Source organism: Candidatus Accumulibacter sp. ACC005 (assembly GCF_907163215.1).
In the GTDB taxonomy this organism is placed as follows: Bacteria; Pseudomonadota; Gammaproteobacteria; order Burkholderiales; family Rhodocyclaceae; genus Accumulibacter; species Accumulibacter regalis.
Genome location: NZ_CAJQUB010000012.1, coordinates 278,651 through 293,061, shown reverse-complemented (window position 1 = coordinate 293,061; position 14,411 = coordinate 278,651). Strand labels below are relative to the sequence as shown.

The 14,411-nt window shown below is 62.2% G+C and carries 12 protein-coding genes and 4 pseudogenes; 8 read left to right on the top strand and 8 right to left on the bottom strand.

Annotation, left to right across the window (positions count from 1 at the left end):
• Window positions 1–9: 9 nt before the first annotated feature.
• From QZ613_RS15130 to QZ613_RS15120, 3 genes are all read left to right on the top strand, one after another.
• Window positions 10–2,895, top strand: coding sequence for an adenosylcobalamin-dependent ribonucleoside-diphosphate reductase (locus tag QZ613_RS15130; protein WP_043569329.1), 2,886 nt, complete (start codon window positions 10–12; stop codon window positions 2,893–2,895).
• 500 nt (window positions 2,896–3,395) lie between these two features.
• Window positions 3,396–3,995 carry a hypothetical protein gene (locus QZ613_RS15125; protein WP_291983080.1) on the top strand — a complete coding sequence of 200 codons (600 nt, stop codon included), beginning with the start codon at window positions 3,396–3,398 and terminating at the stop codon, window positions 3,993–3,995.
• 519 nt (window positions 3,996–4,514) lie between these two features.
• Window positions 4,515–5,579: a C4-dicarboxylate ABC transporter gene (locus QZ613_RS15120; protein WP_291983078.1), complete on the top strand. Its 1,065-nt coding sequence runs from the start codon at window positions 4,515–4,517 to the stop codon at window positions 5,577–5,579.
• Between the two features lie 101 nt (window positions 5,580–5,680).
• On the opposite strand, the pseudogene QZ613_RS15115 reads toward QZ613_RS15120, so the two are convergent.
• Window positions 5,681–5,899, bottom strand: a pseudogene (locus tag QZ613_RS15115) (hypothetical protein); the annotation flags it as partial.
• Between the two features lie 154 nt (window positions 5,900–6,053).
• Here QZ613_RS15115 and QZ613_RS15110 point away from each other — a divergent pair.
• A complete protein-coding gene (locus QZ613_RS15110; RefSeq protein WP_291983076.1) occupies window positions 6,054–7,754 on the top strand; it encodes an IS1634 family transposase in 1,701 nt (566 codons plus the stop codon).
• A 67-nt stretch (window positions 7,755–7,821) separates the two neighbouring features.
• On the opposite strand, the pseudogene QZ613_RS15105 reads toward QZ613_RS15110, so the two are convergent.
• The 3 genes and pseudogenes from QZ613_RS15105 to QZ613_RS15095 all read right to left on the bottom strand — a co-directional run.
• Window positions 7,822–8,181: pseudogene (locus QZ613_RS15105) on the bottom strand (hypothetical protein); the annotation flags it as partial.
• Window positions 8,182–8,401: 220 nt separating this feature from the next.
• Window positions 8,402–8,995: a PEP-CTERM sorting domain-containing protein gene (locus tag QZ613_RS15100; protein ID WP_291868705.1), complete on the bottom strand. Its 594-nt coding sequence runs from the start codon at window positions 8,993–8,995 to the stop codon at window positions 8,402–8,404.
• Between the two features lie 224 nt (window positions 8,996–9,219).
• Complete coding sequence (locus tag QZ613_RS15095; protein WP_291868703.1) at window positions 9,220–9,357, bottom strand: hypothetical protein; 138 nt, start codon at window positions 9,355–9,357, stop codon at window positions 9,220–9,222.
• A gap of 527 nt (window positions 9,358–9,884) precedes the next feature.
• On the opposite strand from QZ613_RS15095, the gene djlA reads away from it, so the two are divergent.
• A complete protein-coding gene (djlA, locus tag QZ613_RS15090; protein ID WP_043569322.1) occupies window positions 9,885–10,658 on the top strand; it encodes a co-chaperone DjlA in 774 nt (257 codons plus the stop codon).
• Window positions 10,659–10,780: 122 nt separating this feature from the next.
• Complete coding sequence (locus QZ613_RS15085) at window positions 10,781–11,581, top strand: class I SAM-dependent methyltransferase (RefSeq protein WP_291983063.1); 801 nt, start codon at window positions 10,781–10,783, stop codon at window positions 11,579–11,581.
• Between the two features lie 30 nt (window positions 11,582–11,611).
• Here QZ613_RS15085 and QZ613_RS15080 read toward each other — a convergent pair whose 3' ends face one another.
• From QZ613_RS15080 to QZ613_RS15065, 4 genes and pseudogenes are all read right to left on the bottom strand, one after another.
• Window positions 11,612–11,947, bottom strand: a complete 336-nt coding sequence (locus tag QZ613_RS15080; RefSeq protein ID WP_291983061.1) for a cytochrome c — start codon at window positions 11,945–11,947, stop codon at window positions 11,612–11,614.
• Between the two features lie 10 nt (window positions 11,948–11,957).
• Window positions 11,958–12,134: pseudogene (locus tag QZ613_RS15075) on the bottom strand (cytochrome c); the annotation flags it as partial.
• A 311-nt stretch (window positions 12,135–12,445) separates the two neighbouring features.
• Entirely contained in the window at window positions 12,446–13,186 is a 741-nt protein-coding gene (locus QZ613_RS15070; protein WP_291983074.1) for a tyrosine-type recombinase/integrase, read from the bottom strand.
• Window positions 13,187–13,363: 177 nt separating this feature from the next.
• A complete protein-coding gene (locus QZ613_RS15065) occupies window positions 13,364–13,696 on the bottom strand; it encodes a hypothetical protein (protein ID WP_291983073.1) in 333 nt (110 codons plus the stop codon).
• Between the two features lie 176 nt (window positions 13,697–13,872).
• Between QZ613_RS15065 and QZ613_RS15060 the strand changes: the two are divergent.
• Together QZ613_RS15060 and QZ613_RS15055 are read left to right on the top strand one after the other, a co-directional pair.
• Window positions 13,873–14,091, top strand: a pseudogene (locus QZ613_RS15060) (transposase domain-containing protein); the annotation flags it as partial.
• A 130-nt stretch (window positions 14,092–14,221) separates the two neighbouring features.
• Window positions 14,222–14,398 carry a hypothetical protein gene (locus QZ613_RS15055; RefSeq protein WP_291983071.1) on the top strand — a complete coding sequence of 59 codons (177 nt, stop codon included), beginning with the start codon at window positions 14,222–14,224 and terminating at the stop codon, window positions 14,396–14,398.
• Window positions 14,399–14,411: the final 13 nt, after the last annotated feature.

Below are 14,411 nucleotides of genomic sequence, written 5' to 3'. Positions count from 1 at the left end.
GGACTACCCATGAGCCAGCTCGAACACCAGCTACCCCTGTCAGCCGTCGCCGAGGCACCCGCCTTCACGCCACTCGCCGAGCAGGAAATCTCCGTCGAGGTGCTGGTCGAGAAGTACGCCAAGGGCAAGGAAACCTCGGTTCACGACGTGCGCCGCCGCGTCGCCCGCGCCCTCGCCGCCAACGAGGACGAAAAGCAGCGCGCGCACTGGGAAGAGCGCTTTCTGTGGGCGCAGGAAACCGGCTTCGTCCCCGCCGGACGCATCAACTCGGCCGCCGGGACGCCGCTCGCGGCGACGCTGATCAACTGCTTCGTGCAGCCGATCGGCGATTCGGTGGTCGAGATCGTCGACGGCAAGCCGGGCATCTACAGCGCGCTCGCCGAAGCCGCCGAAACGATGCGCCGCGGCGGCGGTGTCGGTTACGACTTCTCGTCGATCCGCCCGATCGGCGCGCTGGTCAAGGGCACGCAGTCGCGCGCTTCCGGCCCGGTCTCGTACATGCGCGTCTTCGACCGCTCGTGTGAAACCGTCGAATCGGCCGGCGCCCGCCGTGGCGCGCAGATGGGCGTGCTGCGCTGCGACCACCCGGACGTCGAGGTCTTCATCCACGCCAAGGACCACGGCGACCTCTCCAACTTCAACGTCTCGATCGCCGTCACCGACGGCTTCATGGAAGCCGTCGAGGCCGACGCCGAAGTCGAGCTCACGCACCGCGCCGAGCCCAACGCGGACATGAAACGTTCCGGCGCCTTCCAGCGCGACGACGGCATCTGGGTCTATCGGCGCGTGCGCGCGCGCGACCTGTGGGACCAGGTGATGAAGTCGACCTACGACCACGCCGAACCGGGAATCCTCTTCCTCGACCGCATGAACAAGGACAACAACCTCTACTACTGCGAAGTGATCGAGGCCACCAACCCCTGCGCCGAACAGCCGCTGCCGCCGTACGGCTGCTGCTGCCTGGGGTCGATCAACCTGACCCCCTTCGTCAGGAACGCCTTCAGCCAGCACGCCGAGTTCGACTTCGCCGCTTTCGGCGAAGTGGTCAAGGTGTCCACGCGCATGCTCGACAACGTTCTCGACGTCACCGCCTGGCCGCTCGAACGGCAGCGCGAGGAAGCCAGCAACAAGCGCCGCGTCGGCCTCGGCTTCACCGGCCTCGGCGACGCGCTGTGCATGCTGCGCCTGCGCTACGACCGCCCGGAAGCGACCGCGATGGGCGCGCGCATCTCCGAATACATGCGCGACGCCGCCTACCTGGCGTCGGTCGAACTGGGCAAGGAGCGCGGCGCCTTCCCGCTCTTCAACGCCGAGCTCTACCTCTCCGGCGGCAACTTCGCCTCGCGCCTGCCGAACGAGATCAAGAACCAGATCCGCAAGCACGGCCTGCGCAACTCGCACCTGCTGTCGATCGCCCCCACCGGCACCATCTCGCTGGCCTTCGCCGACAACGCGTCGAACGGCATCGAACCGCCCTTCTCCTGGACCTACAGCCGCAAGAAGCGCATGGCCGACGGCACGCTCAAGGAATACGCCGTCGAGGACTACGCCTGGCGCCTCTACAAGCACCTCGGCGGCGACGTCGACAAGCTGCCCGACTACTTCGTCACGGCGCTGGAAATCTCGGCCAAGGCGCACAAGGACATGGTCGCCGCCGTCGCGCCGTACATCGACACGTCGATCTCGAAGACGGTCAACGTCCCCGCCGACTACCCCTACGAGGAATTCCAGGACCTCTACATGAGCGCCTGGAAAGCCGGCCTCAAGGGCCTGGCCACCTATCGCCCGAACAGCGTCATGGGCTCGGTGCTCTCGGTCGAGTCAAAGAAGCAGGCCGACGAGAAGAAGCAGCCGCAGGACTTCGTCAGCGGCGACGCCAACCGCCGCCTGTCGATCAAGACGCTGCCGGCGCCGGTCCTCGCCAGCCTGCGCTGGCCGAACCGCCCGAACCTGCCGGAAGGCAACATGGCGTGGACCTACATGATCGAGCACATGCACGGCAAGTTCGCGCTCTTCGTCGGCCACGTCGAGCAGGAAGGCCGCAGCTGGCCGTTCGAGGCCTGGGTCAACGGCCCCGAGCAGCCGCGCGGCCTCGGCGCCGTCGCCAAGACGCTGTCCATGGACATGCGCGCCAACGACCACGGCTGGCTGGCGCTGAAACTCGAATCGCTGGCCAAGACCCCCGGCGACGAGGGCTTCGACATGGCCTTCCCGCCGCACGGCGAGCGCAAGCGCATGCCCTCGGTGGTCGCCGCCGTCGCGCAGCTGATCCAGTACCGCGTCGAGAAGATCGGCGCCTTCAACCACGAAGGCCCGACGCCGGTGCTCGACGCCATGTTCAGCCTCAAGGAGCCGAAGACCGGCACCGACGGCACGCTCTCGTGGACCGTCGATGTCTTCAATCCGGCGACCGGCGAGGACTTCGTCCTCGGCCTCAAGGAAATCACCCTGCCCGACGGCGTCACCCGCCCCTATTCGGTGTGGCTCGCCGGCAACTACCCGCGCGCCCTCGACGGCCTGACCAAGCTGCTGTCGCTCGACATGCGCGTCGTCGACCCGGCGTGGATCGGCATGAAGCTCAGGAAGCTGCTCGACTACCCCGAGCCCCTCGGCGACTTCATGGCCTTCGTCCCCGGCACCCGCCGCCAGACCAACTACACCTCGACCGTCGCCTATCTCGCGCAGTTGATCATCCACCGCTACGCGATGCTCGGCATCCTCGACGAAAACGGGCTGCCGCTGCAACAGATGGGGATTCTCGAAGCGCCGGCGGGCGGAACGGCGGCGAAACCGACCGCCGGGAAGCTTTGTGGGGAGTGCGGGAACCGGACGATGATCAGGAAGGATGGCTGTGACTTTTGTACGGCTTGTGGGGCGGTGGGGAGTTGCGGGTAGGTTAGTGGGCGGGTAGCGCGTTGCGCTGCCCGGATACATCTTCACACCGCAAAAACATCCCCAATTGTCGCGTGTGCATGGCCAGAAACAAGCCTCGAATATCATTCGACATCAGGAAGCTTATCATGTCTACAAAAATACACCCCAAAACCACAGCGCAATTCCGAGTCCGCGGCCCAAGCATTGGCATCGTAACGATCCATGAAACCACGTACTTTCACCACTTTAGCATGCAGGATGGATCTGTCCAGATAATGGCGGGCAGGAAAGCGTACCACATCCAGCCCGGCGAACCCGTTACTCTAGATGATTCCGGATTTACGTTGGCACGGACGGGAGAGCGCTTGGTCTCTTTGTAGGGCAATGAAGCAAGACGCCGGGGTCAGGCATTTCCTTTTTGTATTCTTTATAAAACCCGGTGGCGCGTATGGCGAAAGAGTAAATAACTGACCCCACGTTCCACACCGAAATCGGTGTCGACCAAACGTTAGAGCGCACAAATGAGCGACGACCCAAAGTCCGTTGAGTTTTACGCAGCAAACGTCAACGCGTGGCTCAATACCAAGTTTGAGCACGACAAGAGCTTGCTTACGCTAAGTGCAGGTGGAATTGGTTTGCTCATTACACTGCTCACGACCACAGGCGTGAAATCGATTGAATCTCTTGTCCTTTATATTGTCGCCCTGATGGCATTCATTTCATGCTTAGGGGCACTACTATGGATATTCCGCAGGAATGCCAAACACTTGGAGGGGGTCGTACAGGGAAGGGAAACCTCTGATCCTCTGCTGGCCACACTCGACACAGCCGCCCTTGCTACGTTTCTGCTTGGCGTCTTACTTTCTGCACTTATTGGTATCTCAACCGCCGCCAACTCTTACCAAGAAAAGGATCGCAAAATGGCCGAGTATAAATCTCAGACACCCCAACCTACGGCTTTCCAAAAGTCTCTTAACGGCATCGCCTGCATGGCTCCATCCAATATAGGTATTGCAAAGTCGAGCGTTGATGGAATTTCAAAACTCAACCCAACAAACACAGCTCCTGTTCCCACGACTGCTCCGGCAACACCCTCCACGCCAGCGAGTGATAAGAAGTAGGCTCTAAAACGCAAGGGCTGGCCTTTCTTCTTGCCTTCGTTATAAAACCCGACGGCACGCATAAACCTGGCCCCACTCGCACACTGAGCACGCCGGACTATGCGCCGAAATCGGCACGAGCGCAACGCCGGGGTCACACAGAACCCCCGGGTCAGGTGTTTCCTTTTGCCTTCGTAATAAAAACCGATGGCACGTACGAGGCAAAAGTAAAGACCTGAACCTATGTGCATCCTCAAAAAAAGGGGGCTCGACGCGCACACACGGGGTTTAGGTCGTTTCGAAGAAACCGGAAGAATAGGGACAGAAACCGGGTAGAGTGGAGGACAGGTTTTCGCCTGCCCTCTCTCATCAAACCGTGCATGCAGTTCTCCTGCACTGCACGCCGGTGTCAGGTCGCTCCTCTTGCCTTCGCGATCGAAACCACGTGCGCTGCAAGCGTCGAGGCCTGACCCCACCTGTGCACGACAACGCCCTCTTGAGCGATAATTAGCGTTCGCTTATGCACGAGGGTGACTTCCGATGTCCGCCGCCATGCCCGCACAGCCCAGCTACCCAAGGTTCTCCGAGATCGTCCGTCACTTCGCTCCCGGCTGGTTCGCTGCAGTCATGGGCAGCGGCGTGCTGGCCATCACCACCTTGACGCTTTCTGCGCGTTGGCCGCTGCTCGCGCCACTCGCATGGAGCCTTCACTACTTCAACCTGCTGCTGTTCGGCGTGCTGGCTGTGCCTTGGCTGGGCCGCTGGCTGGCGCACCGCGAACTGGCGCTGGCGACCTTGAAGCATCCGGTGCAGGTGAACTTCTATCCCACTTTTTCGATTGCCATGCTGGTCATCGCGGCGCAGTTTCTCGCCTTTGGCGGCCAGGTCGAGCTGGCGCTGCTCTTCTGGTGGCCGGCGATGGTCCTCACCTTCGTCTTCAGCTTTGCCGTGCTCTACGCGATCTTCGGCGGTGAGCACGTCGGACTGGAGCACGTGACGCCAGCCAACTTCATTCCGGCGGTCGGCCTGGTGGTGATCCCGATTGCCGGTGCGCCGCTGCTTGGCCACCTGCAGGGAAGCGCGCGAGAACTGGCGCTGCTGGCCAATGTCGTCGGGCTCGGGGCCGGTTCGCTGATGTACCTGGGTCTGCTGGCCCTGACGCTGCAGCGCAACTATCTGGCCAAGCCGGCCTTCGGCCCCCTGGCGCCGACGGTGTGGACGCATCTCGGGCCGATCGGCGCCATCCCCCTGAGCCTGCTGAACCTTGCCGCGCAGCTGCCGGTGGCGGTGCCAGACGGCACGCTGCTCTTCGCCAGCCTGCTGCTGTGGGGCTTCGGCGCCTGGTGGGTAGTGATGGCCGCAATGCTCACCGCCGCGGCATGGCGGCGAGGGATGCTGCCTTTCGCGCTTTCCTGGTGGGGCTTCACGTTTCCGCTCGGAGCCTTCGTCTCGGCCAGCTTCCGGCTCGCCCATGACGCCAGCCTGGGGGGAGTCGAACTGTTTGGAATCGGCTGCTGGGGCCTGCTCCTGGCGATCTGGCTGCTGACGTTGCTGCGCACGGCGAGAGGGATCGCCAGTGGCGCCTTGCTTCGCCCGCAGCCCTGAGCGAGGCCCTGAGGTCAGGTCTTTCCTCTTGCCTTCCTGATAAAACCCGACGGCACATACAGGACAAGAGTAAAGCCCTGACATACTTGCAACTTCTGCTTTCAACTCTTGGTAATCAACTCCAGCAGTTCCGGGGATGAAAAAACATCCCTGTAGAACGTCAATTGCTCGCCCTTGAAGTGGCAACCGCCTCGATGCCCGCGCCTGACCCAGACGCAGCTTCCTTTGGCAAGGGTTTCGTTGGTATCGTCATCGATGCAGCTCCATTCGAACCATACGAACTCTCCATGGAACATGACGATCGGCCAGGTCATCCCGAGTTCGACAGTTCGCCGCCAAAAACAGCGTTTTTCGGGAGGCATCCCACGTAACCATGCGGGTTGCAGGCCGTTTTCTGTCAAAGTCGTGTAGTGGCACGTTTTGGTGTTTTAGGTCTTTACTTGACAAGGCGTTATCGAGTGATAAAGTCGAGGCATGTTCCTCAAGATCACGCGCTCCGGGCCACGCCAGTATCTTCAGCTGGTCGAGGCGTTTCGTGACGATGCCGGCAAAGCCAAGCATCGCACCCTGGTCACCTTGGGCCGTCTCGATCAGATTACCGGCGACCTCGATGCCGTCATCTCCGGCCTGCTGAAAGTCACCGGCCGTCCCGACTTTCTGAATGCCCCGTTGCCGCGCGTCGAATTCGAACCGGCCCGCGCGTTGGGCAACGTCTGGGCCTTGAACGAATTGTGGGAAACCTTGGGCTTTGGCGAACTGCGCCGGGTCTTTCGCAAGACGCGGCACAGCATCGATGTTGAAGCGCTGATTCGCGTCATGGTCTTCAATCGCCTGTGTGACCCGGAATCCAAGCTCGGCGTCCTGCGCTGGCTGGAAACCGTAGCGATGCCGGGCATTGAGGTGGAATCGATCACCCACCAGCATCTGCTGCGCAGCATGGATGCCCTGATGGAGCATCAAGGGGATGTCGATCGGGTGGTGGCCGGTTTGCTCCGCCCCCTGATCGATCAGGAACTGTCGGTGGTCTTCTACGACATGACGACGATACGGGCGGAAGGTGTCTCTGAGCTGGAGGGTGATCTTCGCCAGTTCGGCATGGCCAAGGAAGGACTGATTGCCCGCCAGTTCATGCTGGGAGTGGTGCAGACCGGCGACGGGTTGCCGATCTACCATGAGGTCTTTGCCGGCAATACGGCGGAGTCGCCGACCTTGCTGCCGACGTTGAAGACGGTGCTGGAACGCTTCCCTTCGATTCGCCGCGTGGTGCTGGTGGCGGACCGGGGCTTGCTGTCGCTCGACAATCTTGACGCCTTGTCCGCCATCCGACTGGACAGCGCAGAGCCCCTGGAATTCGTACTGGCCGTGCCGGGTCGGCGTTACCGCGAATTCGTCGAGATCCTGCGTCCCTTTCATGCGCAGCACTGCGTCGAGGCGACCGCGGAAGTGGTTGGCGAATTGTCGTGGCGGGACTTGCGTCTGGTCGTTGCCCACGACCCTGAGGGGGCGGCGGAAAGCCGGATACTGCGGCGGGAGAAGATTCAGGCACTGGAAACGCAAGCGGCGGCTTGGGTCGGCAAACTGGATGCGCAGGATGCCGGGGTGAAGGCACGCGGCAAGCGGCTCTCGGATAGCGGGGCCAAGGCGCGGTTGTATCACGCCGTCAAGGACGGGCGCCTGGCGCATATCGTTCGTGTGGATTTGAAGAACGAGTTGTTCTCCTACGACATCGATCAGGAGGCGCTGGCCTTGACGGAGTTGATGGATGGCAAGTTGTTGCTGGTGACCAACTGCAAGGATCTGTCGCCGCAGGGTATCGTCGATCGGTACAAGTCACTGGCCGATATCGAACGAGGCTTCCGGGTGCTGAAGTCCGAGATCGAGATCGGTCCGCTGTTTCACCGCTTGCCTGAACGCATCAAGGCGCACGCCTGCCTTTGCTTCCTCGCGCTGATCCTCTACCGCGTGATGCGCCAACGGCTCAAGGCCGCCGACAGCGATCTGTCGCCGGAGCGGGCCCTGGACCACTTGCAGCGCCTGCAGCATCATCAAATCCGCATCAACCCGTCGGCAAAACCCATCCACGGGATCTCCCGTCTGTCTGAAACCCACAACCGCGTATTTGCCGCCCTGAATCTGAAAAAACCCGCTCAGCCACAGCAACTTTCTCTGTTGTAGTACACGTTTTTGAACCCCGGTTCATAACAATCAATAACTTGCGCGTTTAACTGTCGAACTCGGGGGTCATGGTGACGCCCGGCTGGGCGATCAACGCCCACCAATGCTGTTCCCTGACCTTTTGCTCTTCAATGCCGTAGTAGGCGCCATCCTGGCAGAAGTAAACCAGGTCTTGCCGGTATTCACCGATCAGGATGTCACCGCGGCCCTGCCGCAATGCCTCGCAATGCGTCGGCCACCACTGCTTGTTTTCCTGCTCGACCTGGGACATCGTGTAGTCGTCACCAATCACGGGTGGCGACTTTTCCTGCATCCCGTTGATCTTCAGGGAAAGCGCGATAAGCTCGCTTTGCAGCGACTCCGCGACCAGACCCGGTCTTGAATAATCGGCCGCGAGATCCTTGTAGTAGTTCGTCCTTCTTTTCATATTGACTCCGGAGTGTTCTGGAAGGCGGGTGCCTGCATTCGGGCGGTGCCTGCAAGCGTGCGTTCCCGACTTGAGCGAAACGAAACCCCGTTCGTCAGAATGGAACTCGAAACCGAGACGTTTAAGTAAGCCCGGGGGCTTTCTCCTTGCCTACCGCATAAAACCGGGCGGCACGAAGAGGGCAAGAGTCAGGAAACGACCCCTCGCGGAGCCGTGACCACTAAGACGATTGAGCTGCCAGGTCCCGCTTACGGCGGGTAAAACCAATTCCGAGCAGACCGATGCTGACCAGGCTCAGTGCGATCGGTTCCGGGACGGCCTGGCCAACGAGAACTTCGGCACGAACGCTGCCAGAGTTGTCGGAGTTGTTGCTGTCCCAGTAGTAGAGGCTCAGGGTCCCGGCAACGGGTGCGGGGCCGGAGAAGTGGGTGCCAAGAAGAAAATACGTTCCGGCCAGCTCGCCGACGAGGGCGCCAAAGGGCGCGCTGAGCCCGTGCTGAGTCCATTGCACGAAGCTTTGCCCAATCTGCGTCCCTACGGAGTACCCCGAGTCGTCCGAACCCGTGGCAAACAGATCTGCGACGAGGCCGTCGGCATTGGACCAGCGCGGCAAGGCACCGGCGTTCCAGAGGTCGCCCGTGGCTGCCGTCACTGAGAATTGCTGGTTGGCGCTCAGGACGATGCCCGTGTTCAGTCCGACGCCTCCGGACGAACTATTCGCCAACGCTGCGACATCGAAAAGGGCGGCGTTGGCAGTGGCGGCACCGCCGAGAGCAAGCGCGGCGATCGCCACGCGGATCATCTTGTTGTTCATCGCCAACTCCTTCAGGAAATAGGGCTCTGGCGCGCTGCGAACGCACCACTTTTTTGGCTCCCTGCAAGCGTCGTAATGATTGTTTGCCGGCGCCTGGAAGACAGGGTTCATTAGAACAGGGGCGCCGCTGCACTTGCGTGCGATATCGCACGTCTTGCCGGAATCTGGCTGGCGAGCTCGACGGCGCGGCTTCCGAGGTCGGCCGCCATGGCTGCCGTGCGTGGTCAGCAGGGGCGCAGGCCATCCCGGTTGCCGCGGAAGTCGGATTGACGCCACTTCCCTTCATCCAGGCCGTAAAGGATCACGCTGGCCGGTTCAGTCTCTTCTTTTGCCATCGCGGCCTGGCCGTGGGCAGGATTCAAGACGCCGCTTCTCGTCGGCCGAACTTGGCGGTTGCTGCCCGCAACCGGCCGCGTTAGACTCCGCCGATCATCACATGGAGCTGTGCCGCGATCGGCCACCCTGACGATCAATCCTGAGCTCGCTGCACGCCGCAAGCGAAGGCTGCCCGCTGGGAAATCTGCGCTCATATCGCCCGATAAATCGGGCTCCTACATCGGCTCGGGGGGTGTTGCACGCAGTGTCGAGCTTATGAATTCCAGCCAAGTCGACGATCGTGCGCCGTTTGCAGGTCTGCTCTGCTGCAAGCCTCGTCAGCGATGCCGCAGCACGACATCAGCCGACGCGTCATTGCGAGGAGGCGCACGGGATTCCCACGTCGGCTGCGCCTCCTCGCAATGACGGTGGGAGCGGGAGGGCGCCGGATTACCCGTTGCCTGCGCGCGTTCTTAAGGTCGCATCAAGAAAGCCACACTACACTCGCGCGAGGCACCCGGCAGGAGCCCGATTCGTCGGGCGATGGAAGGCTTGAATATTATCTGGAGTCGCTTTGTATAAGCTAATTGGCGTCATTGCGGGGTTCTACTTTTTCGGGTTCTTCGGAGCGCTGCTCGGTCTGTTGCTGGGGTCGATCATCGATCGCGCGCGGGCGTACGGTGCGGGCGGTATCAACCCGCTGCAGAATGCGCTTCGGCAAGGCGTTTTCCTCGAGACGATGTTCATCTCGATGGGCAAGCTGGCGAAGGCCGATGGTCAGGTCTCGCAGGCAGAGATCGAGCATGCCGAGCTGTTGATGCAGAAACTGGGCCTGACCGCGGAACACCGCGTGCAGGCGATTGCCCTGTTCAAACGCGGCGCCGACCCGGGTTTCACCCTCGAGGCGACCTACGCCAGGTTCATGTCGGTCTGCGGCCACACCCGGCACCTGAAGCAGGTGTTGCTGGTTTACCTGATCGCCATGGCGACGGCTGACGGCCCTATCCATCCGGCGGAGGAAGGTGTGCTTGCCGACATCGCCAACCGCCTCGGCTTCGATCCGACGGCGTTCAGGCAATTGATCGACATGGTGCTGAACCAAGCCCATTTCGCCGCCGGGCAGCCGAGCACCGAAGCGGCCCTCGATGACGCCTACCGGGCGCTGGGGGTGAGCAAAGACAATACCGACCAGGAAATCAAGCGCGCCTATCGCAAGCTGATCAGCCAGTACCATCCGGACAAGCTGATCGGGCAGGGCCTGCCGGAGGACATGATCGCGCTGGCCAGCGAAAAGGCCAAGGAGATCCAGCTGGCGCACGACCTGATCGAGCGGCACCGGAAGATCTGAAGCAGGGGATCGCCACGTCGGCCGCGCCACCTCGCAATGACGGTCGCAGGCTGTCGGCTTGGCCGGGGGCAGCAGGGCTGGCGCCATTCGTGAAGAACATGCTGCTCGACAAGGAGAACGCAATGAACAGCGAGACCAGGCCGCGGACCGCCGGAATCAATGCCCGTCCATGGGGCGCGCGGGCGCGCGACTGGGCGGACATTCAGGAAGGAGGGTGCCGCCCGGTGTACCTGGCGGTTTTCGAGCGCGTCGGGCTGCGCTCGGGCGCGGCGTATCTCGACGTGGGATGCGGGGCCGGGATGGCCTCGCAGATCGCCGCCGAACGCGGCGCTCGGGTTTCGGGGCTGGACGCTGCCGACAATCTGCTGGCCATCGCCAGGGAGCGGGTACCGGACGGCGACCTTCACGTCGGCGAGCTCGAAAGCCTGCCCTTCGCCGACCACAGCTTCGACCTGGTCACCGGATTCAATTCGTTTCAGTTCGCCGGAAACCCCGGCGTGGCGCTCGCCGAAGCGCGGCGCGTGGCCAAGCCCGGCGCTTATGTGGTGATCGTCACCTGGGGAAGGCCCGAGGGCATGGAAGCGGTTTCGCTGCTGGCCGCGCTCAGGCCGCTACTGCCCCCGCCGCCGCCCGGGGCGCCGGGTCCGTTTGCCCTGTCGGACGAAAACGCACTGCGTGCCTTCGCCGACGCCGCGGGCCTCGACCCGGCCGAGGTGTTCGACGTTGACTCACCCTGGCAGTATCCCGATCTCGCCACTGCGCTCAGAGGACTGCGCTCTTCGGGCGTTGCGGCGCGAGCGATCGAAACCCACGGCGAGGGAGTCGTCGATTCGGCTCACTCGCGGGCGCTCCTGCCCTTCCGACAAGCGAATGGCAGCTACACCATCGGCGCCAGCTTCCGCTGCCTGCTTGCTCGCGCCTGAGATCTGCCCGGGAAGCTGCCGCCGAGGTCGTTAGCGAATGAAGCGGTGCAGCGGGAGGACCTTCAGGCTGCCGGGAAAACGGCTGATGTAGGCGGCAAGCTCTTCGATGTCCTGCGCCGAGAGGCCTTCTGCCTGGCCGTTCATCAGCGCGTTCTTGCGCGCACCGGATTTGTAATCGGTCATTGCGCGCGCCAGGTAGTCCGGATACTGGCCGGCGAGACGCGGGATGTCTTCCGAAACCGGGGTATTGAAGTCGGCGCCATGGCAGGCCGCACAAACCTCGGCCTTTTGCGCCGCTGCGCCAGCGCCGGCGTGGGCCGACGAAGCGACGAAGGCCAACAGGGCGATAAGCAAGCTCGCTTTCATGGTCGATCCTTTAGTTCTGCACGGTGGAGTAGTAGGCCGCAAGGTCCGCCATGTCCTGCTCGGACAGGCTCGCGGCGATGGCGCGCATCGTCGGATGGCTGCGCGCCCCCGTCTTGTACGCCTGCAAGGCATTGGCGAGGTACACGGCCTGCTGCCCCCCGAGCTTCGGCACCTGATAGATGTGCGGAACCAGGCGCCGGTGCGCCGGGCCGAAGAGACCTCGTGGTGGCATCTCCGTCGCCGGATCGTCGCGGAGGCAGAAGCGTGCGAAGCCACGCAGAACGTCAATACGGCGTGCCCACGTGAGCGGATTCGGGCGCTGCGAAGACCGTGCCCATGCGATGGCCAGCGCCACCGTCAGGTGATCTGCCGGGCCGACTTCGTCAGCAAAGCGAGCAAAGGATTGAAGCTGCGTGGCATCAATGCTGAGCTTGAATCCGTGATGGCGGCGATACGCCAGATATTTCTCGACCTGAGTCATCCAGGAAACCGGGGTGTTCATGGCCGACTCCCGGGCCACGGCAGGGCCACGGCCCGCAAGCCTTCCAGATCGACGCGCGCGTAAGTGTTGGCCGTGTCGAGGCTTTGGTGGCGCAGGAGATCGGCGATTTCTTTGACGGAAGCCCCCGAGCGCTGCAGTTGCGTCGCCATGGTCCGCCGAAGCACATGGGTGTTGCAGAACCGATCGCGCAGACCGCAGCGAACAAAGGCGCGATTCATCGAATTGCGGATCGCCGGTACGCCCAGCGGTTTGTCGTAGGGCGCGCGGTGTCGTACGAACAGTGCCCGGTTCACGGTCTGCGGTCGTCCCCGCCGTAGGTACTGAGCGATGGCTTCGCCGGTGGATACCGGCAGAGGCAACTGCTGCACGCGTTTGCTCTTGGTGCTGCTGATCGTCAGCGTTGCGCTGCGCCAGTCCACCGACTCCAGGGTCAGGTAGGTGACTTCATGGCCGCGCAGGCCAAGGTCGAGCAGGCAGCGCGCGATGGCGTAATCGCGCAGTCCGACGGGGTCAGTGCAATCGAATGCCTTCAGGAAGGCATCCAGTTCGGCGTCCACGAGCACTTTGGGCAGGGTGGTGCGGCGCCAGTCCGCAATTCTTGGCAGGGAGGCCACCAGGGCAGCGGTCGACTCACCCAGCAGGGCACGGTAACGAAAGTAGCTGCGCAGACTGTTGCCGACGACACGCAGCGATGCCGGCCGCAAATGTGAACTCAACTCGGCAAAGAATGTATCCAATCGCGTTGCGGATAGCTGCGCGATCACGGGAGTTGAAACTCCAAACTCGCGAACAAGGAAGGTGCCGACATAGTGAACTCGGCGGTCACGGGTGACGGGAGCCAACCCGCAGATGTTCGAGAGGTACTCGCCAAACCGTTCGAGTTCAACCGCCACCGGATCCGTCAATGTCACCGCTTATGGGTCGCAGGGCAGCAGGCGGAGCATATGCCGTAGCGCTGCGCCTGAACTGGCGACAGAGGGATAGCAAGGCGCCGGGCATGTGCAGGCAGGGAGGTGGTCCCGCAAGAAGCGCCTGATGAGCGCAGCATCAAGGCTCGACATCCTGATCTCGTCAGTCTTGATCCAGTGGCTGAAATGGGCCAGACAGCCCAGATAAGCGCGGATGGTGTGATCGGGATAGCGCTGGTTGCGCAACGCTTCGATGTAGGGGGCGACGACGTCGTTGAGCGGGCCGTCAGTCAGCCAGTCGCGACGAGCAAAGTTCGTCAGGCATGCATCCATAGGCATGGTGTGCTCCTGTGGTGAGGGATCGGACTCACAGGAAACACCAATTCTTATGGCAGGTTCGCCGACAGCACCGAGAGCTGAAACCCCGGCTGGCTCTAGGCTTCGTCAGCGGTCGCGAGCAAACCTTGCCTAATAGTTGACCGAGGATAATTTTTCTTATCGAAACATTTGATAACCGAAAAAACTGGCTGTTCTGCTGGACCGAGTTGGGGGCAAAGCAGGTCGGGATTATCCACCGCTTGATCGCGACCTGTCGGTTGCACCAGATCGATCCTTACGACTACCTGGTCGATGTGCTACAGCGTGTCGGCCAGCATCCCGCTGGCCGTGTCCAGGAACTTACGCCACGATGCTGGAGGTCGCTCTTGGCTGCCGATCCGCTTCGCTCGCCTTTGCGGCGCCTCGGCACGCAGGATGTACGCCGCGTAGTTACCGGTAACGCTCGCCGACCGTTTTTGGTCCTCTATTTAAATGGCTTGGTAATTCCCTCACTTCGCAATAAACTCACCTTGAGGATGCATGGGCATGACCGACAACGTAGAGAATCTGATTCTTGAGCCCTTGCGCGGATTGCGCGCCGGGCAGGATCGCCTTGCGAGCGAAATGCAGGAGGTCGCCGCGCGTCTGACCAGCCTCGAAGCAAGCACAGCTGCTGGCCGCCGCGACAGCGCGCATGACTACGAAGAAATCATCCGGCAGTAGCCGAGTATCGACC

Coding starts and splice junctions, on each gene's coding strand:
- QZ613_RS15125 (WP_291983080.1), top strand. CDS start 3,396: ATGAGCGACGACCCAAAGTCCGTTGAGTTTTACGCAGCAAACGTCAAC.
- QZ613_RS15055 (WP_291983071.1), top strand. CDS start 14,222: ATGACCGACAACGTAGAGAATCTGATTCTTGAGCCCTTGCGCGGATTG.
- QZ613_RS15080 (WP_291983061.1), bottom strand. CDS start 11,947: ATGAAAGCGAGCTTGCTTATCGCCCTGTTGGCCTTCGTCGCTTCGTCG.
- QZ613_RS15100 (WP_291868705.1), bottom strand. CDS start 8,995: ATGAACAACAAGATGATCCGCGTGGCGATCGCCGCGCTTGCTCTCGGC.
- QZ613_RS15120 (WP_291983078.1), top strand. CDS start 4,515: ATGTCCGCCGCCATGCCCGCACAGCCCAGCTACCCAAGGTTCTCCGAG.
- QZ613_RS15110 (WP_291983076.1), top strand. CDS start 6,054: ATGTTCCTCAAGATCACGCGCTCCGGGCCACGCCAGTATCTTCAGCTG.
- QZ613_RS15085 (WP_291983063.1), top strand. CDS start 10,781: ATGAACAGCGAGACCAGGCCGCGGACCGCCGGAATCAATGCCCGTCCA.
- QZ613_RS15130 (WP_043569329.1), top strand. CDS start 10: ATGAGCCAGCTCGAACACCAGCTACCCCTGTCAGCCGTCGCCGAGGCA.
- QZ613_RS15065 (WP_291983073.1), bottom strand. CDS start 13,696: ATGCCTATGGATGCATGCCTGACGAACTTTGCTCGTCGCGACTGGCTG.